The sequence below is a fragment of the Microbacterium sp. SGAir0570 genome, assembly GCF_005491085.2.
In the GTDB taxonomy this organism is placed as follows: domain Bacteria; phylum Actinomycetota; class Actinomycetes; order Actinomycetales; family Microbacteriaceae; genus Microbacterium; species Microbacterium arborescens.
Genome location: NZ_CP027929.1, coordinates 1,039,163 through 1,062,920 on the forward strand (window position 1 = coordinate 1,039,163; position 23,758 = coordinate 1,062,920).

The 23,758-nt window shown below is 70.5% G+C and carries 18 protein-coding genes and 1 other RNA gene; 15 read left to right on the plus strand and 4 right to left on the minus strand.

From position 1 onward, the window contains the following. Positions 1-9 precede the first annotated feature (9 nt). Entirely contained in the window at positions 10-1,290 is a 1,281-nt protein-coding gene (locus C1N74_RS04870; RefSeq protein WP_084670310.1) for a DUF58 domain-containing protein, read from the minus strand. Positions 1,291-1,297: 7 nt separating this feature from the next. Beyond that, positions 1,298-2,290: a MoxR family ATPase gene (locus C1N74_RS04875; protein ID WP_023951861.1), complete on the minus strand. Its 993-nt coding sequence runs from the start codon at positions 2,288-2,290 to the stop codon at positions 1,298-1,300. A gap of 107 nt (positions 2,291-2,397) precedes the next feature. On the opposite strand from C1N74_RS04875, the gene ffs reads away from it, so the two are divergent. The 5 genes from ffs to C1N74_RS04900 all read left to right on the plus strand — a co-directional run bounded on the left by ffs (position 2,398) and on the right by C1N74_RS04900 (position 9,331). Next, positions 2,398-2,494, plus strand: an RNA gene (gene ffs, locus C1N74_RS04880) — signal recognition particle sRNA small type. Between the two features lie 92 nt (positions 2,495-2,586). Further along, a complete protein-coding gene (gene pta / locus C1N74_RS04885) occupies positions 2,587-4,704 on the plus strand; it encodes a phosphate acetyltransferase (RefSeq protein WP_137750100.1) in 2,118 nt (705 codons plus the stop codon). Then, complete coding sequence (locus tag C1N74_RS04890) at positions 4,701-5,930, plus strand: acetate/propionate family kinase (RefSeq protein WP_071918375.1); 1,230 nt, start codon at positions 4,701-4,703, stop codon at positions 5,928-5,930. The genes pta and C1N74_RS04890 overlap by 4 nt, the downstream gene beginning before the upstream one ends. A 26-nt stretch (positions 5,931-5,956) precedes the next feature. Beyond that, complete coding sequence (locus C1N74_RS04895; RefSeq protein ID WP_071918374.1) at positions 5,957-6,685, plus strand: HAD family phosphatase; 729 nt, start codon at positions 5,957-5,959, stop codon at positions 6,683-6,685. Between the two features lie 66 nt (positions 6,686-6,751). Continuing rightward, on the plus strand, positions 6,752-9,331 hold the full coding sequence (locus tag C1N74_RS04900; RefSeq protein ID WP_083990571.1) for a glycoside hydrolase family 65 protein: 2,580 nt from the start codon (positions 6,752-6,754) through the stop codon (positions 9,329-9,331). Between the two features lie 28 nt (positions 9,332-9,359). Here the strand turns inward: C1N74_RS04900 and C1N74_RS04905 are convergent, their stop codons facing one another. Then, a complete protein-coding gene (locus C1N74_RS04905; protein WP_137750101.1) occupies positions 9,360-10,499 on the minus strand; it encodes an NAD(P)-binding domain-containing protein in 1,140 nt (379 codons plus the stop codon). A gap of 89 nt (positions 10,500-10,588) precedes the next feature. Between C1N74_RS04905 and C1N74_RS04910 the strand changes: the two genes are divergently transcribed. Both C1N74_RS04910 and recR read left to right on the plus strand, forming a co-directional pair. After that, complete coding sequence (locus C1N74_RS04910) at positions 10,589-12,895, plus strand: DNA polymerase III subunit gamma and tau (RefSeq protein ID WP_137750102.1); 2,307 nt, start codon at positions 10,589-10,591, stop codon at positions 12,893-12,895. A gap of 3 nt (positions 12,896-12,898) precedes the next feature. Then, the gene (gene recR, locus C1N74_RS04915; protein ID WP_023951846.1) at positions 12,899-13,492 is read left to right on the plus strand and encodes a recombination mediator RecR; all 594 of its coding nucleotides are present in this window, start codon (positions 12,899-12,901) and stop codon (positions 13,490-13,492) included. 19 nt (positions 13,493-13,511) lie between these two features. Here the strand turns inward: recR and C1N74_RS04920 are convergent, their stop codons facing one another. Next, entirely contained in the window at positions 13,512-15,671 is a 2,160-nt protein-coding gene (locus C1N74_RS04920) for a S9 family peptidase (RefSeq protein ID WP_375538052.1), read from the minus strand. Positions 15,672-15,870: 199 nt separating this feature from the next. Between C1N74_RS04920 and C1N74_RS04925 the strand changes: the two genes are divergently transcribed. The 8 genes from C1N74_RS04925 to C1N74_RS04960 all read left to right on the plus strand — a co-directional run bounded on the left by C1N74_RS04925 (position 15,871) and on the right by C1N74_RS04960 (position 23,703). After that, the gene (locus tag C1N74_RS04925) at positions 15,871-17,115 is read left to right on the plus strand and encodes an inorganic phosphate transporter (RefSeq protein WP_064956942.1); all 1,245 of its coding nucleotides are present in this window, start codon (positions 15,871-15,873) and stop codon (positions 17,113-17,115) included. Next, a complete protein-coding gene (locus C1N74_RS04930) occupies positions 17,112-17,447 on the plus strand; it encodes a hypothetical protein (RefSeq protein WP_023951841.1) in 336 nt (111 codons plus the stop codon). The genes C1N74_RS04925 and C1N74_RS04930 overlap by 4 nt, the downstream gene beginning before the upstream one ends. 23 nt (positions 17,448-17,470) lie before the next feature. Then, entirely contained in the window at positions 17,471-18,418 is a 948-nt protein-coding gene (locus C1N74_RS04935) for a phosphodiesterase (RefSeq protein WP_137750103.1), read from the plus strand. 54 nt (positions 18,419-18,472) lie between these two features. After that, positions 18,473-19,933, plus strand: a complete 1,461-nt coding sequence (locus tag C1N74_RS04940; protein WP_103842010.1) for an aspartate ammonia-lyase — start codon at positions 18,473-18,475, stop codon at positions 19,931-19,933. Positions 19,934-20,009: 76 nt separating this feature from the next. Next, positions 20,010-20,417 carry a DUF4190 domain-containing protein gene (locus C1N74_RS04945; protein ID WP_023951837.1) on the plus strand — a complete coding sequence of 136 codons (408 nt, stop codon included), beginning with the start codon at positions 20,010-20,012 and terminating at the stop codon, positions 20,415-20,417. Between the two features lie 175 nt (positions 20,418-20,592). After that, the gene (locus tag C1N74_RS04950; protein WP_023951836.1) at positions 20,593-21,858 is read left to right on the plus strand and encodes an extracellular solute-binding protein; all 1,266 of its coding nucleotides are present in this window, start codon (positions 20,593-20,595) and stop codon (positions 21,856-21,858) included. 5 nt (positions 21,859-21,863) lie between these two features. After that, complete coding sequence (locus C1N74_RS04955) at positions 21,864-22,814, plus strand: carbohydrate ABC transporter permease (RefSeq protein WP_137750104.1); 951 nt, start codon at positions 21,864-21,866, stop codon at positions 22,812-22,814. A 4-nt stretch (positions 22,815-22,818) separates the two neighbouring features. Further along, positions 22,819-23,703, plus strand: a complete 885-nt coding sequence (locus C1N74_RS04960; RefSeq protein ID WP_023951834.1) for a carbohydrate ABC transporter permease — start codon at positions 22,819-22,821, stop codon at positions 23,701-23,703. The last annotated feature ends 55 nt before the right edge of the window (positions 23,704-23,758 follow it).

The window sequence follows — 23,758 nt, forward strand, 5'->3', positions numbered from 1 at the left end:
CGCGACGGATCAGTACGCGGCACGAGCGGTCCCCCGTTCGGTCGCGGCTCGCCAGCTCTCGGTGAGGTCGCCGTCGGGAGTCAGGACGCCGGCCCGCCAGCCGGCAGCGGACGCCCGTGCGAGCGCCTGTTCCGAGGATTCGGCCGCCAGCAGCACGGGAAGCGCGCTGTGCGCCACGAGCGGCGCCAACGCATCGGCGTCGGCCGTCGTCACGCGTGCGGAGACGACGACCACCGGTCCCGCGACGGTGCCTGCGAACAGGCGGGGGAGCGCCGCCAGTCGATCGTCGGAGCCGGCGACGATCGTGGCCAGGTCGAGGGCCAGCTGCTCGACCGCGACGGAATCGCCGGCCGGAACGGGCGCGCCCACCGGATGTCCCTCCGAGTCGATGACCGTGACGTCGTAGCCCTCCCGGGCCAGGCGTGCGACGGCCGAGATCGCCGCCGTCACGGCGGCCTCGAACGCCGGGTCTTCGCCGGGTCGCGACGCGGCGGGGGCCCAGCGGGACGCCGCCCGGTCGAGCACGACGGTGGCCTCGGGAGTGGACTCCTGCTCCTCCTGACGCACCATCAGCTCGTCGTGGTGCGCGCTCGCGCGCCAGTTGATCCGCCGCATCGAGTCGCCCGGCGCATAGGCCCGGGGGATGAGGTTGTCGGCGCCCTCGCCCAGCTGGTGCGTCGCGGTGTGGAGGCTGCCGCCCGCCTCGCCGGGGTATTCCGTCAGCGGGGGAAGCATCACGGTCGCCGGCGCGACGGTGATCGGCTCAGCCCGGCCCATGCGGACGCTCCGGCGGGTGAACCCAAAGGGATCGGTCACGACGAGGGCGAAGGGACCGACGTCGCGGATGCCGCGCCGGGTGCCCCGGATGCGGTAGGTCAGCCGGATGCGGTCGAGAGCGGCCGCACCGGTGAGGATGCCGGATGCGTCTCCCTCCACGCCGTTCGGCAACATGTCGGTCCACCGGGCGATCGCGCCGGAGACCCCGCCGCGGGCCGTCGCGTGCACGGTCACGACGCTCTCGCTCCCGACGGCGGCGACGTCGGGGGAGAACGAACGCGACACGTCGCCGTACCTGTGGACGAACCACAGCGACACCCAGCCCAGTGCGACGGCCGCGATCAGCAGCACGCCGACGTATACGAGCTCCACGACGCCGAAGGCGTGCGCGCAGACGATGGCGGCGACGGCGATCAGCAGCGCGCCGCAACCGCGGGCCGTCAGCGGCCAGGCCCGTCGGAGGGCGGGGCCCAGCCGATGCCGGCGGTGAGCCGGACGGGAAGAACCGGTCATGGCGGACTCAGCGGACCGGCAGCGGCACCGGCACCGTCGCGGCGATGTCGGCCAACGCCGCTTCGACGACTTCGGCACCGCTGCGGCCGCGGGACGCGCCGGTCGTCCGCGCCGGGATGAGGCGGTGGGCGAAGACCGGCTGAAGCAGCGCGACGATGTCGTCCGGGATGACGAAGGGGCGGCCGTCGAGGGCTGCCCACACCTTCGCGGCACGGACGAGCTGCAGAGTGGCGCGGGGACTGGCCCCCAGGCGCAGGTCGCGGTGATCGCGGGTAGCGCGGGCGATCGCGACGGCGTACTCCTCGACGGAGGGCGAGACATGCAGGCTGCGCGCCCAGGCGATGAGATCCTGCACCTCGCGCGCCGTGATGACCGGGGCGAGCGACGACAACGGGTTGACGGTGTCGCGCTCGCGCAGCATCCGAGCCTCGGATCCGGCGTCGGGATAGCCCATCGAGATGCGCATCATGAAGCGGTCGCGCTGCGCCTCCGGCAGGGCGTAGGTGCCCTCCATCTCGAGGGGGTTCTGCGTCGCGACCACCAGGAACGGCGCGGGCAGCGCATGGGTGCGCCCGTCGACCGTCACCTGGCGCTCCTCCATCGCCTCCAGCAGCGCGGACTGCGTCTTGGGGGAGGAGCGGTTGATCTCGTCGGCGATGACGATGTGGGCGAAGATCGCCCCCTGCTTGAACTCGAACTCGCGATCGGCCTGATTGAAGACGCTCACGCCCGTGACGTCGCCGGGCAGCAGGTCGGGGGTGAACTGGATGCGGCGCACCGTGGCGTCCACCGTCGCGGCGAGCGCACGCGCGAGCATCGTCTTGCCGACGCCGGGCACGTCCTCGATGAGGAGATGCCCCTCGGCCAGGAGGCAGACGAGCGCGGAGCGCACCGCCTCGGGCTTTCCGTCGATGACGCGGGCGATACTCGCCGAGATGGCATCGGTGGTGGCGGCGAACCGGTCGGGACCGAAAGCTGCCTGGGTGCCGTGGTTGGTCATGCGATCCCCTCGTTCTCGGCGTCGCGTGCCCCGCCGCGTCGCGCCCGTCTGGCGAGAGCCTAACCGGCCCCGGTGACGGGAGGACTCAGGTTCCGGGTTAGACTGGTGACAGCTCTCCGCGAGGCGGCATCCAGGCCAACTCCCCCAGGACGGAAACGTAGCAAGGGTAACCGGGCTCTGCCGGGTTCGCGGAGAGTCTTATTTTTCCCCCACCGTCGTGGCCTGCGGCATCCGCCGCCACGACCGTGGCGATATTCACGGCTCGTGGTCAGGCCTCTCCCTCTTAGGCTGAACCCGTGGCTCAGAGCATCTACATCACGTCCGCAGAAGGCCATTCCGCGAAGTCGATCATCGCGCTGGGGGTGCTCGAGGCGTTCAGCCGCGTCGCGCCGCGCGTCGGCGTCTTCCGGCCGATCGCCCGGTCGACGGAGGAACGCGACTACGTCCTCGAGATGCTGCTCGACCACGACGGCGTCGACCTCGCGTACGACGAGTGCATCGGCGTCACCTACGACGACATGCGGCGCGACCCCGACGGGGCGCTCTCTCGCATCGTGGAGCGGTACAAGTCGGTCGAGGCCAAGTGCGACGCCGTCGTCATCATGGGCAGCGACTACACGGATGTCGGTTCCCCCGCCGAGCTGAGCTACAACGGCCGCATCGCGGTGAACCTCGGCGCGCCGGTGCTGCTGGTCCTCGGCGGACGGGCGGGACAGGGCGGCGGCGAGAAGCTCGGGTCCGCCCCCGCGCGCACCCCTGACGAGATGGGGCAGATCGCCTCGCTGGCGGTGTCGGAGCTGCGCGGCGACCGCGCCGAGCTATTCGCCGTCGTCGCCAACCGTGCGGACGGCGATCGTCTCGACGAGATCATCGAGGCCGTGCGCGGCGCGGTGCCGCAGAACGTCCCGGTCTGGGCCGTGCCGGAGGACCGCTTCCTCGTCTCGCCGTCGGTGAGCACCGTCCTGGCCGCGGTCGAGGGCTCGCTCGTCAAGGGCGACGCCGACCTCCTGGGGCGCGAGGTGCTCGGGGTCGTCATCGGCGCGATGTCGATGGTCAACGTGCTCCCGCGGCTCAGCGAGCGCTCGGTCGTGGTCATCCCCTCCGACCGGGCCGAGGTGCTGCTCGCGACCCTGCTCGCGCACGGGTCGGGCACGTTCCCCTCGCTCTCGGCGATCGTCATCAACGGCGGGTTCCCGCTGCCCGAGGCGGTCGACCGGCTGATCGACGGCGTCGGCGAGACGCTCCCGATCATCGCCACAGATCTCGACACCTACGAGACCGCCGCCCGCATCATGGGCACGCGTGGGCGCCTCGCGGCCGATTCGCGCCGGCACTACGAGGCGGCCGCGGCCCTGTTCGAGCGGCACATCGACACCAATGAGCTGACCGAGGCGCTCGGGCTCGCGCGGTCCACCGTCGTGACCCCGCTGATGTTCGCGTACGGCCTGGTCGAGCGGGCGCGCACGGACCGCCGCCGCATCGTCCTGCCCGAAGCCGACGACGACCGCGTGCTGCACGCCGCGTCGATCGTCCTCGCCCGTGGCATCGCCGACATCACGCTGCTGGGCGAGGAGATCGAGGTGCGCTCGCGAGCGCTGGAGCTCGGTCTCGACCTGCGCGGAGCCGAGATCCTCTCGCCCTTCGACGCCGTCCACGTCGACAAGTTCGCCCGCGAATACGAGCGCCTGCGCGCTCACAAGGGGATGACGTACGGCCAGGCGGCCGACACGGTCACCGACGTGTCGTACTTCGGCACGCTCATGGTGCACCTCGGTCTCGCCGACGGCATGGTCTCGGGAGCCGCGCACACGACGGCGCACACGATCCGTCCCGCGTTCGAGATCATCAAGACCAAGCCCGGCGTCTCGGTCGTCTCGAGCGTCTTTCTCATGGCGCTCGCCGACCGCGTCCTCGTCTATGGCGACTGCGCCGTCATCCCCGACCCCACGAGCGAGCAGCTCGCCGACATCGCCGTCTCGTCGGCCGAGACGGCGCGCCAGTTCGGCATCGACCCGCGCGTGGCGATGCTGTCGTACTCGACGGGGGAGTCGGGTTCGGGCGCCGACGTCGATAAGGTGCGCGCGGCCACCGCGCTCGTTCGCGAGCGCGCCCCCGAGCTGCTGGTCGAAGGACCGATCCAGTACGACGCCGCGACCGACGCCGCCGTCGCGGCCAAGAAGATGCCCGGATCCTCCGTGGCGGGCAAGGCGACGGTGTTCGTCTTCCCCGACCTGAACACCGGCAACAACACCTACAAGGCGGTCCAGCGCTCCGCCGGCGCCGTCGCGATCGGTCCCGTTCTGCAGGGTCTGAACAAGCCGATCAACGACCTCTCCCGCGGAGCCCTCGTCGAAGACATCGTCAACACGATCGCCATCACCGCGATCCAGGCCCAGGGAGGGGCATCCGCATGAGCATCGTGCTCGTCATCAACAGCGGCTCGTCGTCGTTCAAGTACCAGCTGATCGATGCCGAGACCGGGCTCCCTCACGCGTCGGGTCTTGTCGAGCGCATCGGGCAGGAGCAGGGCCGGGTCAAGCACACCGTGTTCTTCCCGCCCGCCGCTGGCGGGGAGGCCGCGGTCACCGCCACCGACGCCACCTTCGAGCGCGAGCTTCCGATCGCCGACCACACCGCGGGCTTCCAGCTCATGCTCGACGCGTTCGCCGAGAACGGCCCGTCACTCGAGCAGCACGCGCCCGTCGCCGTCGGCCATCGCGTCGTCCACGGCGGCGCGCGGTTCTTCGAGCCGACGCTCATCACGCCCCTCGTCGAGATCAACATCGACGAGCTCTCGGTGCTCGCGCCCCTCCACAACCCCGGCGCGCTGCAGGGCATCCGTGCGGCCAAGGCCGCCTTCGCCGACCTGCCGCACGTCGCGGTGTTCGACACCGCCTTCCACCAGACGATGCCGCCCGCCGCCTACACCTACGCGATCGACGCGGCGCTCGCCGAGGCGCATCGCGTCCGCCGCTACGGGTTCCACGGCACGTCCCACAAGTTCGTCTCCGAGGCCGCCGCGGCTCACCTCGGCCGTCCGCTCGCCGAGCTGCGCCAGATCGTCTTCCACCTGGGCAACGGCGCATCCGTCACGGCGATCGACGGCGGTCGCTCGGTCGACACGTCGATGGGGATGACGCCGCTGGAGGGCCTGGTCATGGGCACGCGGTCGGGCGACATCGACCCGGCCGTCATCTTCCACCTGGCCCGCCGCGCCGAGATGACCATCCCTCAGCTCGACGACCTCTTGAACAAGCGCAGCGGCATGCTGGGCCTTGCGGGGGTCTCCGACATGCGCGACATCGAGGACGGGGTCGAGCGCGGCGATGAGGCGGCCACACTGGCGTTCGAGGTCTACGCGCACCGGCTGCGCGCCTACGCCGGTGCGTACCTCGCGGAGCTCGGCGGCGTCGACGTCATCTCCTTCACCGCCGGCGTGGGGGAGAACTCCCCGCTGGTGCGCGCCGCAGCCCTCGAGACGCTCGGGTTCGCCGGTGTCGAGATCGATCCGGCCCGAAACGAGCAGCGCGGGCGCGGCATCCGCCGGATCTCCACGGATTCCTCCCGGGTCGAGGTGCTCGTCGTCCCGACGAACGAGGAGCTGGAGATCGCGCGGCAGACCATCGCCGTGACGGCGTGACCGCCGGACCTCATTACGCTGGTTCCGTGACCTCGGCTCAGCTTCCCGACCTGACCACCTACGACGGCGTCCTGTTCGACCTCGACGGCGTGCTCACCCCGACCGCCGACGTGCACATGCACGCCTGGCAGGCCATGTTCACCGAGCTGTTCACGGCCTGGGGGATCACGCCGGAGTACACCGCGGACGACTACTTCCGCCATCTCGACGGCAAGAAGCGCTACGACGGCGTCGCGAGCCTGCTGCGTTCGCGCGACGTCGAGGTGCCGTGGGGCGACCCCGGCGACGACCCGTCGGCCGACACGATCTGCGGCATCGGCAACCGCAAGAACGCCGTGTTCGAGCGCGTCCTGCGAGCCGAGGGAATCGCGCCGTACCCCGGATCGCTGGCCCTGGTCGACAAGCTCCAGGCCGCCGGGGTCCCGATCGCCGTGGTGTCCAGCTCGAAGAACGCGCGCGAGGTCCTCGCCGTCGCGGGGCTTCTGGAGAGGTTCCCCGTCGTCATGGACGGCGTCATCGCCGAGGAGCGCCACCTGCCCTCCAAGCCCGCGCCCGACGTCTTCGCGGAGGGCGCGCGCATGCTCGGCGTCGATCCGGCCCGTTCCGTCGCGATCGAGGACGCCCACTCGGGTGTCGAGTCGGCAGTCGCGGCAGGCTACGCTCTCGTGGTCGGCGTCGATCGCGGCGCCGGCGCCGACGCGCTCCGCGCGCTCGGAGCCCACGTCGTCGTCGACGATCTCGACGCGTTCGTCTGACCCCACGTCAACACCCGCCCGCATCGCCCGCCTCCAGCGGCGGGGCCCGTCCTCCGGAAGGCCCTCATGATCGATCGCGATCGCTTCCCCGTCGACCCCTGGCGTCTCGTCGAGAAGAGGTTCTCGGTCGAGGACATCGGCGTGACCGAGACGCTCTTCGCGGTCGGCAACGGCTACCTCGGGCTGCGCGGCAACCACCCCGAGGGACGCTACGCGCACGAGCACGGCACGTTCATCAACGGCTTCCACGAGATCTTCCCGATCCGCCACGCCGAGAAGGCCTTCGGCTTCGCCGAGGTCGGTCAGACGATCATCAACGCGCCCGACGCGAAGGTGATGCGCGTCTACGTCGACGACGAGCCCCTTTCGCTCGACGTCGCCGACATCCGCGATTACGAGCGGGTTCTCGACATGCGCACCGGCGTGCTCACCCGGAAGCTGCTGTGGGTCACCCCGAGCGGCAAGGAGGTGCAGGTCGACTTCGAGCGCCTCGTCTCGTTCGAGCAGAGGCACCTGGCGATCATGCGGCTGACCATCACGGTGCTCAACTCCGACGCCCCGGTCTCGGTGAGCAGCCAGATCGTCAACCGTCAGGACGGCGAGGACGTCTACGGGGGGTCGGCGCCGGGCCGCGCCGCCGCGGGCTTCGATCCGCGCAAGACCGAGAAGATCGAGGAGCGGGTCCTCCAGCCGCAGGAGTACTGGCAGGACGAGGACGGCCGGTCGGTCCTGTCGTACAAGTCCACCAACTCGGGCATGACGGTGTCGGTCGTCGCCGACCACCTCGTCGAGACCGAGAACGAGTACTCGTCTCGCCGGCTCATCGAGCCCGACATCGCCAAGAACGTCTACCGGGTGAACGCCCGGCAGGGCGTCCCCATCACCGTCACCAAGCTCGTGAGCTACCACACGTCGCGAGGCGTGCCGGCGCGCGAGCTCGTCGAGCGGGGCCGCCGCGTGCTCGACCGGGTCCGAGAGGAGGGCGTCGCCGTTCAGTTCGAGCGGCAGGCGGCGTGGTGCGCCGACTTCTGGCGTCGTTCCGACGTGCGCATCGGCGGCCACGAGGACCTGCAGCAGGCGACCCGCTGGTGCCTGTTCCAGCTCGCGCAGGCGGCCGCCCGAGCCGATGGACAGGGCGTGCCCGCCAAGGGTGTCAGCGGGTCGGGATACAGCGGCCACTACTTCTGGGACACCGAGGTCTACGTCCTGCCCTTCCTGGCCTACACGACTCCGCTGTGGGCCCGGAACGCGCTGCGCATGCGCTACCTCATGCTCCCCGCCGCGCGCCGCCGGGCCCGTCAGCTCAACGAGGCCGGCGCCCTGTTCCCGTGGCGCACGATCAACGGCGAAGAGGCTTCGGCCTACTACGCCGCCGGCACCGCGCAATACCACATCAACGCCGACGTCAGCTTCGCCCTCGCGAAGTACGTGCGGGCTACGGGCGACGTGGACTTCCTCTACCGCGAGGCCGTCGACATCGCCGTCGAGACCGCTCGGCTGTGGTCGACGCTCGGGTTCTGGCGCTTCGGCGAGGACGGATCCGCAGAGTCGTTCCACATCCACGGCGTCACCGGACCCGACGAATACACGACGGTCGTCAACGACAACCTCTTCACGAACGTCATGGCGCGGTTCAACCTGCGGTTCGCCGCGCGGACCGTGCGCGACATGGCCGAGGAGGCGCCCGAGGCGTACCGCGCGCTCATCGAGCGTCTCGATCTCGACCCCGCAGAGGCCGACGGGTGGGAGCGGGCTGCCGAGGCACTGCTCATCCCGTTCAGCGAATCGCTGCGCATCCACCCGCAGGACGCGGTGTTCCTCGACCGCGAGGTGTGGGACCTGGAGAACACCCCCGACAGCCAGCGGCCCCTGCTGCTGCACTTCCACCCGCTTGTGATCTACCGCTACCAGGTGCTCAAGCAGGCCGACGTGGTGCTGGCGCTGTTCCTCCAGGGCAACCACTTCACCGACGAGGAGAAGCTGGCCGACTTCGAGTACTACGACCCGCTCACGACCGGCGACTCGACCCTGTCCGGTGTCGTGCAGTCGATTCTCGCGGCCGAGGTCGGATACCAGGACCTCGCGCTGGAGTACTTCCTCGAGTCGATCTACGTCGATCTCGGCGACCTCCACAGCAACGCCTCCGACGGCGTGCACGTCGCCTCCGCCGGTGGCGTGTGGACCGCTCTCGTGTCCGGATTCGGCGGCATGCGCGATCACTACGGAGCCCTGAGCTTCGACCCGCGCCTGCCGCGCGACTGGCCCTCGCTGGAGTACACCCTGCACTGGCAGGGCACGCGCCTGGACATCACGCTGACCGCCGACGCGATGACCGTCGCCGCGGGGCCGGGCGACCCGGTGGACTTCTCGGTGCGCGGTCGAGAGTTCCGGGTCGCGGGCGGCGACACCGTCCGCATCCCGCTCGCCGGTCAGGGACCGCTCCTGTCCGGCCGCCCGTCGCTGCGCCAGCTCGCTCAGTCGCGACGCGAGGACGGTTCGCTGCTGTCGGCCTCGATCCCCGACGCGACGGTGACGACGTCGATTCCGACGGTGACGACGGACGTTCCGATCATCACCGGTGAGGTTCCCGTCGTCGAGGACTACGCGCAGACCTTCGCCGACCAGCAGGTGGGCTCCGACTCCTGACGACGGCGGCGGGCCCTGGCCGGCCGGCTCAGGGAACCGCCGCCGCGGCGGGTTCGGGATCCGGCGCAGGGGCCGCCGCGAGCTCGGATATGATCGCCCGCACGGCGTCGCGGCCCGCGCGGTTGGCGCCGACCGTCGACTGCGACGGCCCATAGCCGATGAGGAACAGCCGCGGTTCGTCGATCGCGCGCCCGTTCGCGACCCGGATGCCGCCCGCAGCGGTCCGCAGGCCCAGCGGGGTCAGGTGCGGGATGTCGGCGCGGAAGCCGGTCGCCCACAGGATCGCATCGGCGGGCTCGACCCGGCCGTCCGGCATGCGCACGCCGGTCGGCTCGATCCGCTCGAACATCGGATGCCGCACGAGCACGCCGCGCTGCTGAGCCGACTCGGCCCAGCGGTTCCAGTGCAGGCCGGTGACCGAGATGACGCTGCCGGGCGGGAGCCCCTGCCGCACGCGCTCCTCGACCCCGGCGATGGCCGCGATGCGCGCGGCGGTGTCGAACCCGCCGGCATCCCACCGCAGCTCGTCGCGCGTCACCCAGAAGGTGTCGGCGACGCGGGAGATCTCGTCGAGCAGCTGGATGGCCGAGATGCCGGCGCCGACGATGACGACCCGCTGGCCCGCGAACTCGTGGGCCGAGACGTAGTCGTGCACGTGGAGCTGACGCCCCGCGAAGGTCTCGGCTCCCGGGTAGTGCGGCCAGAACGGGCGGCGCCAGGTCCCCGTGGCGTTGACGACCCAGCGGGCCGACCACGAGCCGGTGCCGGTGACCACGCGCAGCCGGCCGCGCGGATCGGCGTCCTCGCGTTCGACGCGCCGCACCTCCACGGGGCGATGCACCCCGAGGCCGAAGCGTCGCTCGTAGTCGTCGAAGTATGCGGGCAGCACGGTGCGGGCCGGAGCTGCCGGGTCGGCCGGCGGCACCGCGAAACCGGGCAGCTCGTGGATGCCGTTGACGGTCTCCATGCGCAGCGATTCCCAGCGATGCTGCCAGGCGCCGCCAGGGGCGTCCTCGGCGTCGAGGACGACGAAGGATCGCACCGACGCGTCGGAGGGGGTCTCGCCGGGGGAGAGAGGGACGAACCCGCGCCGCCGCAGATGGTAGGCGGCGGAGAGACCCGCTTGCCCCGCGCCGATGACGACGACATCGACGCGCGCTGCTCCCATGCCCCGTGCAACCGCGCGCTGGCGCGCGCTGTTCCCGACGTGGGGATGCCGACGGGGCCGGTGTCAGCGGTACGCCGTAGTCTGTCTGGGTGACCACCGCCCTCTACCGCCGCTACCGTCCCGAAGCGTTCGGCGAGATGATCGGCCAGTCGCAGGTGACCGAACCCCTGATGACGGCGCTCCGCTCCGACCGCGTCGGTCACGCGTACCTCTTCTCGGGTCCTCGCGGATGCGGCAAGACGACCTCGGCCCGCATCCTCGCCCGCTGCCTCAACTGCGCTCAGGGCCCCACCGACACGCCGTGCGGCACGTGCGACAGCTGCGTCGAACTGAGCCGAGGCGGGGGCGGCTCGCTCGACGTCGTCGAGATCGACGCGGCCTCCCACAACGGTGTCGACGACGCCCGCGACCTTCGTGAGCGCGCCGTCTTCGCCCCGGCCCGCGACCGCTTCAAGATCTTCATCCTCGATGAGGCGCACATGGTCACGGCGCAGGGCTTCAACGCCCTGCTCAAGCTCGTCGAAGAACCGCCGGCCCACGTGAAGTTCATCTTCGCGACGACCGAGCCCGAGAAGGTCATCGGCACGATCCGCTCGCGCACCCACCACTACCCGTTCCGGCTCGTGGCGCCTGCCGCGATGCTCGAGTACGTCGAGCAGCTGTGCGCCCAGGAGGGCGTGCAGGTCGAGGCCGGCGTGCTGCCGCTCGTCGTGCGAGCCGGGGGCGGGTCGCCCCGCGACACGCTCTCGTTGCTCGACCAGCTGATCGCCGGCTCCGACGACGGCGCGGTCGCCTACGAGCGCGCGGTCGCCCTCCTCGGCTACACCCACGCGGAGCTGCTCGACGAGGTCGTCGGAGCGTTCGGAGCCGTCGACGCCGCCGCGGCCTTCGCGGCGATCGACCGGGTGATCCAGACGGGGCAGGACCCTCGCCGGTTCGTCGACGACCTGCTCGAGCGGCTGCGCGACCTCATCATCGTCTCGGCCACCGGCCAGGGCGCGTCCGCCGTGCTGCGCGGCGTGTCCGCGGAAGAGCTCGAGCGGATGGGGCGGCAGGCCTCGCTCTTCGGCACCGACCGCCTCTCGCGCACGGCCGACCTCGTGGTCACCGCCCTCGACGAGATGTCGGGAGCGACGTCGCCGCGGCTTCAGCTCGAGCTGCTCGTGGCGCGCGTCCTCGCCGCCGCGCAGCACAGTGTTCCGGCAGCCGACCAGGCCCCGGTCGCCGCCGCTCCCGCGTCGCACGCCTCGTCTCCCGCGGCCGCGCCCGCAGCCCCGCCGCGCATCGTCACGCCCGCTCCGGCTCAGGTTTCGGCCCCTGCGCAGCCCGAGCGCGCCGCGTCCGCGCCGTCCGCCGCCCCCACCGCGCCGGCCGCCGCGTCGGGAGCCCCCGCGCCCGATACGCAGCGTCCCGCGGCCGCGAGCTCCGCCGAACCACGCGATCCGTCGACCGTCACGCTCGCGCAGATGCGCGACGCATGGCCCGAGGTGCTGCAGCGTCTCGAGTCGATCAGCCGCACCTCGTGGATGATCGCCTCCGTCGCCACACCTGTCGCGTTCTCCGAGACGGGCGTGCTGACGCTGTCGTTCCAGAGCCAGTCCGACGTCCTGCAGTTCAAGAAGCTCAACGCAGGCAAGGGACCGAGCGAAGACCTGCGGGGCGCGATCCTGGGCGTCCTCGGCGTCCGCGTGAAGTACGTCGCCCGTCACGACTCCGACCCCGGCGGCGGCCCGGCACCGGGCGGCCCGCCGGCCCCGCAACCGGGCGGTCAGTCGGGCGGCGCACCGCGACAGCAGCCCGCGGGGGATAACCGGCAGCCCGCGGCGGCCCCGCCGTCGCAGCCGGCCCCCGGCGGTCAACGCGCCGCGGGCGCTCCCTCGGCGTCGGCGGGTGCCCGTCCGGCCGCATCAGCGTCACCTTCCGGCTCCGCGTCCTCCGCCGGCCCCGTCACCGAGTGGGCCGTCGCGCCGATCCCGCAGGGCGACCCGGCACCGCAGTTCGCTGTGGACGACGAGCCGGAGGATGCCGTCGCCGCCCCCGTGCGCACGCTCACGGCTCCCCACGACGGTGACGTCGACCCGTACCCCGAGCCCCTGCCACCCATCGACGAGGAGGACCGCGACTACCCGCCGCCTCCCGTCGACGAATATGCGCCGCTGCCCCCGCGGGCGCCGGTCGCCGTCGAACGGTCCACGACCCCCGCTCCGGCGACGACAGGCCCCGCACAGACATCGCCGGGGTCCGCAGTCGCCGCCCCCGCGCCGTCGAGCGGCGGCTCGAACGCCGTGCCCGCGCGGGGCGGTATCGAGCGCTACGGCGAAGCGGTCGTCCGCCAGATGCTCGGGGCCACCTTCGTCCGCGAAGAACCCTTCACCTCACCCACGAGATTCGGCTAAGCCATGTACGACGGCATCGTCCAGGACCTCATCGACGAGTTCGGTCGCCTGCCCGGCATCGGACCGAAGTCGGCGCAGCGCATCGCGTTCCACATCCTGCAGACTCCCACCTTCGACGTCTCCAAGCTCTCGCACCTGCTCGGCGAGCTGCGCGAGCGCGTGCGCTTCTGCGAGGTCTGCGGCAACGTGTCCGAGCACGACCGCTGCGCGATCTGCCGAGACCCGCGGCGTGACGGCACGTTCATCTGCGTCGTCGAAGACGCCAAGGACGTCGCGGCGATCGAGCGCACCCGCGAGTTCCGAGGCCTGTACCACGTGCTCGGCGGCGCGATCAGTCCCATCGGCGGCATCGGCCCCGACGACCTCCGCATCGCGCAGCTCATGCAGCGTCTGGCCGACGGCACCGTGCAGGAGGTCATCCTCGCGACCAACCCGAACCTCGAGGGAGAGGCCACCGCGACCTACCTCAGTCGCCTGCTGACCGCTCTCGAGATCCGCGTGACGCGGCTGGCATCGGGCCTCCCCGTCGGAGGCGACCTCGAGTACGCCGACGAGGTCACCCTCGGCCGTGCGTTCGAGGGGCGCCGCCAGCTCTGACAGCGCCCCTCGGGTGGTCTCAGGCCGGCTGGTCGGCCAGGCCGACGACGTCGAGCAGCCACGCGAGCTCGAACGCGCGCTCGCGCCACGAGTTGTACCGGCCGCTCACCCCACCGTGGCCGGCCACCATCTCGCACTTCAGCAACGCGTCGGCCCCGACCTCCCGCAGCCGGGCGACCCACTTCGCGGGCTCGACGTACATCACACGAGTGTCATTGAGTGAGGTGACCGCGAGGATGCGGGGGTAGGTGGCGTCCGCGCGGACGTTCTCGTACGGCGAGTACGACTTCATGTAGGCATACACGTCGGGGTCGTGCAGCGGGTCGCCCCATTCGTCCCACTCGATCACGGTCAGGGGCAGCGACGGGTCGAGGATCGTCGTGAGCGCGTCGACGAACGGCACGGCGGCGAGGACGCCCGAGAACAGCTCGGGGGCGAGGTTCGCGACGGCGCCCATGAGGAGCCCGCCGGCCGACCCGCCCTCGGCGGTCATCCGATCGGGTGTGGTGTAGCCGGTCTCGACGAGGTGGCGGGCGACGGCGACGAAGTCGGTGAACGTGTTGCGCTTGTGCAGCAGCTTGCCGTCCTCGTACCACTGGCGCCCCATCTCGCCGCCGCCTCGCACGTGGGCGACGGCGAACACGACGCCGCGGTCGAGGAGCGACAGGCGCGCCACCGACATCGCCGGGTCGATCGAGTGCTCGTACGATCCGTAGCCGTACAGGTGCAGCGCGCGCGGCTGTCCGCCCTCGCTCTCGGCGGGGTCGCCGAACGACCGCTTCCACACGACCGAGACCGGGATGAGTGTCCCGTCGTCGGCCGTCGCCCACACCCGTCGCTGCTCGTAGTCCGCGGGGTCGTATCCGCCCAGCACCGGCTGGCGCTTGCGCAGCAGCAGCTCGCCGGTGGCGACGACGTAGTCGTAGACGGTGCCGGGGGTGACGAACGAGCCGTAGCCCAGACGCAGCACGGGCGGCGCCCACTCGGGGTTGCCGCCGGAGCCCACGGTGTAGAGCGGCTCGTCGAACTCGAGCTCGGTGACCGAGCCCGAACCGTAGTCGAAGATGCCCAGACGCTGCAGTCCGTCGCGCCGGTAGCCGAGCAGCGCCCAGTCGCGGAAGGTCGAGAGCCCTTCGAGGCGGCGTCCCGGCTCGTGGGGGAGCACGACCTCGCGCGCACCCGTCGGGTCGGCGGCCGAGACCCGGACGAGCTCGAAGTCGAGCGCGTCCTCGTTGTGCAGAACATAGAGCACGTCCTCGCCGGCCACGACCGCGTGCGAGACGGAGTACTCCACGCCCTCGCGCCGCGGCCACACCGACCGGGGTTCGGCCCGCAGGTCGTCCGCCGGCACGAGGAACTCCTCGCTCGTGATCGACGAGCCGACCTCGATCACGAGGTAGCGGTCGCTGCGCGTGAAGCCCGCACCCACCCAGTAGCGCTCGTCGGGCTCGTGGAACAGACGCTCGTCGGATGCCGTGTCGGTGCCGATCTCGTGCAGCCAGACCGAGTCCGGTCGCCACGCGTCATCCACCGTGGAGTAGACGACGAATCGGCCGTCCGGTGACAGCGAGGCTCCCGCGAAGGTCCCGGTGATCTCGTCGGGCAGGTTCTCGCCGGTGGCGATGTCGCGAAGGCGCAGCGTGTATCGCTCGTCGCCCTCGGTGTCGACGCCGTAGAGCAGCAGGGAACCGTCGGCGGAGACCTCGAAGCTCCCGAGCGAGAAGAACTCCGCGCCTTCGGCCTCGACGTTGCCGTCGAGAAGCACCTGCTCGCCGGCGACATCGACGCCGGGCTCGAGCTGCGGAGGCGTCCAGTCGTCGGGCGACGCGAGGGGAGCGCGGCAGTGGATGCCGTACTGGCTGCCTTCGACGGTGCGGCTGTAGTACCACCAGTCGCCGCGGCGGCTCGGAACAGAGAGGTCGGTCTCGAGCGTGCGGCCCTTGATCTCCTCGAAGATCCGCTCGCGCAGCCCGCTCAGGTGCGCCGTGCGGGCGTCGGTGTACGCGTTCTCCGCCTCGAGGTGCGCGATCACCTCGGCGTCGTCCTTCTCGCGCAGCCACTCGTACCGGTCGACGAACTCGTCGCCGTGGTGGGTGCGGCGGTGCTCGCGCACGGCCGCGACAGGGGCCGCGGGAGCGTCGGAGGAAGAGGGGCTGAGGATGTCGCGGGTGTCGGTCACCGTTCCACGCTAGCGCCGTGACCGCCCGATCCGGCCGCTCGGATTCACGGTGACGGCGATGGTGTGGCAGGATTCGATGGTCCGGTTGCCGGACCCTGAACAGACGGTGAACTCTTCGTTCGCGCCCGCCGCTGCCGCGGCATCCCGATCCGTACTCGAGGACCCGTGTTCGCGGGCCCGCACGCACAGAGAGCGCACAGTGGAAACCGCTGTACTCATTCTTCTGCTGGTCATCGGACTGGCACTCTTCTTCGACTTCACCAACGGCTTCCACGACACCGCCAACGCGATGGCGACGCCGATCGCGACGGGGGCGCTCAAGCCCAAGGTCGCCGTCCTCCTGGCCGCCGGCCTCAATCTCGTCGGAGCATTCCTGTCGACGGAGGTCGCCAAGACCGTCTCGCACGGGATCATCCACGAGGATCAGCTCGCCGCCACCGCGCTGCTGCCGCTGATCTTCGCGGGGCTGATCGGCGCGATCACGTGGAACATGCTGACGTGGCTGCTGGGACTCCCGTCGAGTTCGTCCCACGCCCTCTTCGGCGGGCTCATCGGCGCGACCCTCGTGGGTGTCGGGGCGATGGCGATCGACTTCGGCGTCGTGCTGAGCAAGATCATCCTGCCCGCGCTGATCGCGCCCGTGACGGCCGGTGTCATCGCGTTCACCGTGACGAAGGTCGCCTACGCCGTGACCCGTCGCCACGACGGCAAGCCCGATGGTCGCGACGGCTTCCGCTGGGGGCAGATCTTCACCTCCTCTCTCGTCGCGCTCGCGCACGGCACCAATGACGCGCAGAAGACCATGGGCGTCATCACCCTCGCCCTCATCGCGGCCGGCTGGCAGAGCGCCGAGCACGCCGAGCCCCAGCTGTGGGTCATCGTGGCGTGCGCCGTCACGATCGCGCTCGGCACCTACATGGGGGGATGGCGCATCATCCGCACTCTCGGCAAGGGGCTCACCGACGTCAAGCCCGCCCAGGGGTTCTCGGCCGAGGCGTCGACCGCGTCGACGATCCTCGCCTCGAGCGCCCTCGGCTTCGCGCTGTCGACGACGCAGGTCGCGTCGGGCTCGGTGATCGGCTCCGGACTCGGACGCCGCGGCTCGACGGTCCGCTGGGCCACGGTGGGCCGCATCGCGGTCGGCTGGCTGCTGACCCTTCCCGCCTCGGGGGCCGTGGGCGCCGTCGCCGCTCTGCTCGTGGTGTGGTTCGGGCCGGTGGGCATCGTCATCGATGCGATCGCCGCCGTCGCGATCGTCCTCGCGCTGTTCCTCCGCTCGCGTCGCAACGAGGTGCACGCGGGCAACGCGATGAGCGAGGTCGCCGATTCCGGTCTCGCCGTCGAGGTGCCGGCCGATCCGCCGCCCACGCGGCGGCAGCGGCGCGCGAAGGCGGCGGCCGCGGCGAGGAAGTCGGGCTCGGAGCAGACGGAGGGCGAGCGATGAACGTCTCGATCGACTGGTTCGCCTTCGTCCAGGTGTTCGCGGCGGCCATCACCGGCGCCGTGCTCGTCGTCGGCTTCTACGCGTTCGGCTTGCGGATGCTGGTTCGTGCGGGCCGCGTGCCGGTCGTGACTCCCGCGGAGTTCACCGACGCGATCGCGGTCATCAGCGAGAAGCAGGCGCGCCGCCACGCGAAGGCCGCGGCCAAGGCGGCGAAGAAGAACCCGCTGACGGCGGCCCAGAAGAGGGTCGCGCTCGTGGCCGCCTACGGCGCCTTCGCACTCTGCGGGCTCGCCGTCCTCGGGGGCATCGTCCTCATCGTGGCGGGGCGGTAGGACCCCCGGCATAGGCTGTGGCCATGACTTCAGCAGCGCCGTCGGACGGTTCCACACAGCCTCGCGACCGTGCGGCATCCGTGCGTTTCGGTCGTCATGAGCCCGCCGGTCACGTCCTCGTCCATATCAGCGACACGCACCTGCTGGCGGGTGGCGCTGCGCTCGGCGGGCGCTACGACGTCGAGGCGAACCTCGACGCCACCCTCGCGGCCGTCGAGCGCACCGGCGTCCGACCCGACGCGCTGGTCTTCACCGGTGACCTCACCGACCTCGGCGAGCCGGACGCGTATCGCCGCCTCCGCGACGCGGTCGAACCCGTGGCGGAACGGCTGGCGGCGCCGATCGTGTGGGTGGCCGGCAATCACGACGAACGCGACGCGATGCGCATGGGCCTGTTCGGCGGACCGTCGTCCCAGGAGCCGCTGACCGGGGTGTGGGACCTGTCGGGACTGCGGCTCGTCGCCCTCGACTCCACGGTCCCGGGCTGGCACCACGGTGACATCGATGCGGATCAGCGCGACTGGCTGCGCGGGATCCTGTCCGAGCCCGCGCCCCACGGCACGATCCTCGCGATGCACCATCCGCCGCTGCCGAGCCACGTGCCGTTCTTCGACATCCTCGAGCTGCGTCATCAGGAGGCGCTGGCGGAGACCATCGCGGGGACCGACGTGCGCGGCATCCTCGCCGGTCACCTGCACTACTCCACCTCCGGGACATTCGCGGGCGTTCCGGTCTCGGTCGCGTCGGCCACCTGCTACACGATGAACCTCCAGCGCCCGCCGCAGGCGGTCAACGGAATGGACGCCGGCCAGGCGTTCCAGCTGGTGCACGTCTACGACGACGTGATCACCCACACCGTCGTGCCCGTCGTCGACGCTCCGACGGGCGAATACTTCTCCGCCGAGTGGGTCGCCGAGATGGCGCGGCTTTCGCCGCAGGAGCGTCTCGAGGCGTTTTCCCGCAAGCGCTGACTAGGCTGGGATCGTCCCTCCCATCGCCGTGAGACCCACAAGGACCCGTGCATGATGTCGTCCACTCCCGCCACCCGCACCGAGACCGATTCGCTCGGTTCGCTCGAAATCCCCGCCGACGCCTACTGGGGCGTGCACACCGCTCGCGCACTCGAGAACTTCCCGATCTCGCAGCGGCCGATCTCCGTCTATCGCGACCTGGTCCGGGCCCTCGCGATGGTCAAGCAGGCCTCGGCGCGTGCGAACCGGGAGATCGGCGTGCTCGACGCCGAGCGCGCCGACTTGATCGACCGGGCCGCGCAGCTCGTCATCGACGGCGAGTACCACGACCAGTTCGTGGTCGGCGTCGTCCAGGGCGGTGCCGGCACCTCGACGAACATGAACGCCAACGAGGTCATCACCAATATCGCCCTCGAGCTGGCCGGCCGCCCCAAGGGCGATTACGGCTTCCTCTCGCCGATCGACCACACGAACCGCAGCCAGTCCACCAACGACGTCTACCCGACGGCGATCAAGGTCGGTCTCGCCCTCGACCTGCAGGGGCTGCTCGACGAGCTGGCGCTGCTGCGCGAATCGTTCCTGGCGAAGGCCGTCGAGTTCCACGACGTGCTCAAGGTCGGGCGCACGCAGCTTCAGGATGCCGTTCCGATGACGCTCGGACAGGAGTTCCACGGCTTCGCGACGACCCTGGGTGAGGACCACTCCCGCCTCGGCGAGAACGCGTCGCTCCTCTACGAGATCAACATGGGTGCGACCGCCATCGGCACGGGCATCACGACGCATCCGGAATACCGTCCCGCGGTCGTCCGCCACCTGCGCGAGATCACCGGCCTCGACCTCTCCAGCGCCGTCGACCTCGTCGAATCGACGAGCGACACCGGCGCGTTCATGTCGTTCTCCTCGTCGCTCAAGCGCAACGCCATCAAGCTCTCGAAGATCAGCAACGACCTGCGCCTGCTCTCGAGCGGCCCCCAGGCGGGCCTGGGCGAGATCAATCTCCCGGCGCGCCAGGCGGGGTCGAGCATCATGCCCGGCAAGGTGAACCCGGTGATCCCGGAAGTGGTCAACCAGGTCGCGTTCGCCGTCGCCGGCGCCGACCTGACGGTGACGATGGCGGTCGAGGGTGGACAGCTGCAGCTCAACGCATTCGAACCGATCATCGCCCACTCGATCTTCCAGTCGATCACGTGGATGCGGCGGGCCATGCGCACACTGCGCGTCAACTGCGTCGACGGCATCACCGCCAACCGCGAGCGGCTGGGCGCGATGGTCGGTTCGTCGGTCGGCGTGGTCACGGCGCTCACCCCCTTCATCGGCTACGCGGCGGCGGCGGCCCTCGCCAAGACGGCACTGCTGACCCACCGCAACGTGGGCGACCTCGTCGTCGAGGCGGGGTTGATGTCGCGCGAGGAGGTCGACAAGCAGCTCTCGCCCGCGCGGCTGTCGGGGCTGCAGGCCGTGACGGCGGCCATCCCGATCGTCCTCGCCGACGCTGAGGAGAGCGTGTCGGGCTGACCACCCCTTTGTGCCGGGGGGTCGGCTCTCGCTAACGTCGAGAAGTCCACCTCTTACCGACCGACCGGGGGATCCCATGACCGACCCGAACAACCCGTCCGCGCCGCAGCCTCCGGCCTACCAGCCACCGGCGTACCCGACGTCATCCTCCGACGCCTCATACGGCAACCCCAACGCACCGATCCCGGGCAAGACCCTCGGTATCGTCGCCTTCGTCCTGTCGTTCTTCGCGCAGCTCGTCGCCCTCGTCCTTGGCATCGTCGCGCTCGTCCAGAGCAAGAAGGCGGGGCACAAGAACGGGTTCGCGCTCGCCGCGATCATCATCAGCTCCGTGCTCATGGTCATCGGCGTCGTCGTGGCGATCGTGCTGTTCACCGTCTTCGGCAACATGGCGAACGAGATCTACCAGACCTGCGTCGTGGAAGGGGCCGACACCGTGACGGTCTGGGGTCAGACCCAGCCCTGCTCTTCCGCGCGGTACTGAGCCGACGCCAACACCGAAAGCCCCCGCGGATCCGATCCGCGGGGGCTTCCTCATGCCCGGCTCAGGACTCCCGGGCGCGATTGCGTCTTGGCGCTCAAAGCGCTTAAACTCGACGACGGCGCAGAGGTTAAGCGCTTTGATCGCCGCGGCGATCCCGCGATTCAAGGAGGAAGACGTGAAGTTCAAGACAGTGGCAGGTGGCATCGCCACCCTGGCCGCGGTGTCGCTCATCCTGACCGGCTGCGGCCGGGCGGACGAGTCGGCTGCCGGACCTGCTGAGGTCACCACGATCGACGACAGCCCGGCGACGGGCACGATCAGCGTGTGGGCGATGGGTGCCGAGGGCGAAGCGCTGCCCGCGTTCGTCGAGAAGTTCCAGGAAGCGAACCCGGACGTGAAGATCGACGTCACCGCCATTCCGTGGGACGCGGCGCACAACAAGTTCCAGACGGCGATCGCCGGCGGGAACACCCCCGATGTCGCCATGGTCGGCTCGACGTGGATGGCCGACTTCGGCGACGCGTTCGCCACCGTCCCGGCCGAGATCGCGACCGACGGCTTCTTCCCCGGTGCCCTCAGCACGACGGAGTTCGACGACCGCGCCGCCGGCGTGCCCTGGTACGTCGACACGCGGGTGCTCTACTACCGGACCGATCTCGCGCAGCAGGCGGGCTGGACGCAGGCTCCCACCACGTGGGACGAACTGCAGCAGCTCGCCGCCGACATGAAGGACAAGGCCGGCGCCGAGTACGGCATCCGGATGCCGGGCGGTAACGACTCGTTCCAGGGCGCGATGTGGATGCCGTGGTCTGCCGGTGCCGAGCTCACCGACGGTGACGCCTGGACGCTCGACACCCCCGAGATGACCACGGGGCTGGAGTACTACAAGAGCTTCTTCGACACGGGCCTCGCCGACGCGAACGCCGACATCTCGGCCGGAGCCACGGAGGCCGAGTTCGTGGCCGGGACCACCCCGATGGTCGTCGAGGGCCCGTTCCTGCGTGGTCAGCTCGAGCTGCTGGGCGGCCCCGACTTCGCCTCGAAGTACGCCACAGCGGTCCTGCCCGCCGACACCGGGTCGGTCTCGTTCAGCGGCGGCGCCAACCTCGTCGTGTTCAACCAGAGCAAGAACGCCGAATCGGCGTGGAAGCTCGTCCGCTGGCTCAGCGAGCCGGAGACCCAGGCGGCCTTCTACGAGACGACGGGTGACCTGCCCGCTCTCCAGGCGGCGTGGGACGCTCCTGCGCTGGCAGACGACGCGAGCCTGACGACCTTCGGCGAACAGCTCCAGACCGCCAAGGCTCCGCCCGTGACGACCAGCTGGGTGCAGGTCGCCGCGAAGGGCGACCAGGCCCTCGAGCAGCTGCGCCGCGGCGGCGCCGACGTTCCCGCGGTGCTGCAGAAGCTGCAGGCCGACGCCGACGCGATCGGACTCGAGTGACCTCGATGTCCACCACCACCCTCCCCGCGGCCGGAGTCGACTCCGGCCGCGGGGCCTCCCGCCCCGGCGGGCTGCACGCGAGGCAGCGCAAGCGCCAGGCCCTCATCGCCTGGGCGTTCTGCCTGCCCTTCGTCGCGGTCTTCGCCGTCTTCATGCTGTTCCCGATCGTCGGCTCGTTCGCGATGTCGTTCACGGACTTCACGGCGCGTGACATCACTTCGCCCTTCGCGGTGAACTTCGTCTGGTTCCAACAGTTCGCGACGCTCTTCGGCGACCCGCGCTTCCTCACCTCCCTCGGGGTCACCGCGATCTTCGTCGTGGTGGGCATCCCGGTCACGATGGTGCTGGCCCTCGCCCTCGCCCTGGCACTCAACAGCGGCGGCGGGCGCATCGTCGCGTTCTTCCGGGTCGGCTTCTACGCACCGGTGGTCACGAGCATCGTGGCGGTCGCGGTCGTCTGGCGGTACATCCTCCAGCCCGACGGCCTTCTCAACTCGGCCCTCGCCCTCGTCGGCATCGACGGTCCCAACTGGCTGAACGATCCCGCTTTCGCTCTGCCGTCGCTGATCATGATGGCGGTGTGGCGCAACGTCGGCACGCTCATGGTCATCTTCCTCGCGGGCCTGCAGGCCGTGCCTCAGGACGTCAACGAGGCCGCGACGATGGACGGCGCATCAGCCTGGCGGCGTCTGACCTCGGTCACCCTTCCGCTGCTGCGGCCGACGATCCTCCTCGGCGCGGTGCTCATCTCCGTCGGCTACCTGCAGTTCTTCGAGGAGGCGTTCGTCATGACCAAGGGCGGGCCGCTCGACTCCACCCTGTCGGTCGCGTACTACACCTTCCAGCAGTTCGGCTTCGGCGAATACGGCCTGGCGTCAGCCGCCAGCTACGTCCTGTTCCTGGCCATCGCGCTGCTGAGCCTGCTGCAGTTCCGGCTGCTCCGTTCGAAGGACTGACCCGATGACAACCATCCCCGCTCCCGTGGTGGACACCGTCACGCCACCGCCCGCTCCCCGGCGCCGTCGCCGTCGGTTCGGCCCGCGCGCGATCACCTACACCGTCCTGACGGTCGGACTCGCCCTCTGGCTCATCCCGTTCCTGTGGATGGTGCTGGGATCGGTCAAGACGCAGGGCGAGATCCTGCGCCGTCCGCCCACGTGGTTCCCGGAGAACCCGACGGGCGAGAACTTCGCGCAGTGGTTCGGGCCTTTGGACTTCGGCCACTTCTTCGCCAACAGCCTCATCGTCGCGGTCGTCACCGTCCTCGGCAACATCGTGTTCTGCTCGATGGTGGGCTATGCCCTGGCGAAGATGGAGTTCCCCGGCAAGAAGGCGCTCTTCGTCCTCGTCATGGTGACGCTCATGGTGCCGGGAGTCGTCACCTTCGTGCCCCTGTTCGTGATGGTCTCCTCGCTCGGGCTCGTCAACACCTATCCCGCGCTCATCCTGCCCTTCATCACCGCCCCCATCGGCGTGTTCCTCATGCGGCAGTTCATCATGGGCATTCCCGACGCGCTGCTGGAGGCGGCGCGCCTCGACGGGGCGGGGGAGTGGCGCATCTTCTCGCGCATCGTGATGCCGCTGTGCGGGCCGCCGCTCGCGACCCTCGGCATCCTGACGTTCCTCGCCTCATGGAACAACTTCCTGTGGCCCCTGGTGGCCGCCCAGACCGAGGAGATGTACACGCTCCCCGTGGCGCTGTCGCTCTACTCCACGGGGCAGAACGCGACCAACTACGGACTGCTCCTGGCCGGCTCGGTGCTCGTCATCGCGCCCATCATCGTGCTGTTCGTGTTCCTGCAGCGCTGGTTCATCCGGGGCGTTGCCACCACCGGCCTGAAGTGACCCTCGCGCGGACCTCCGCGTCGCCGCATCCGTCCCCCCACGATCGAAAGTCCCT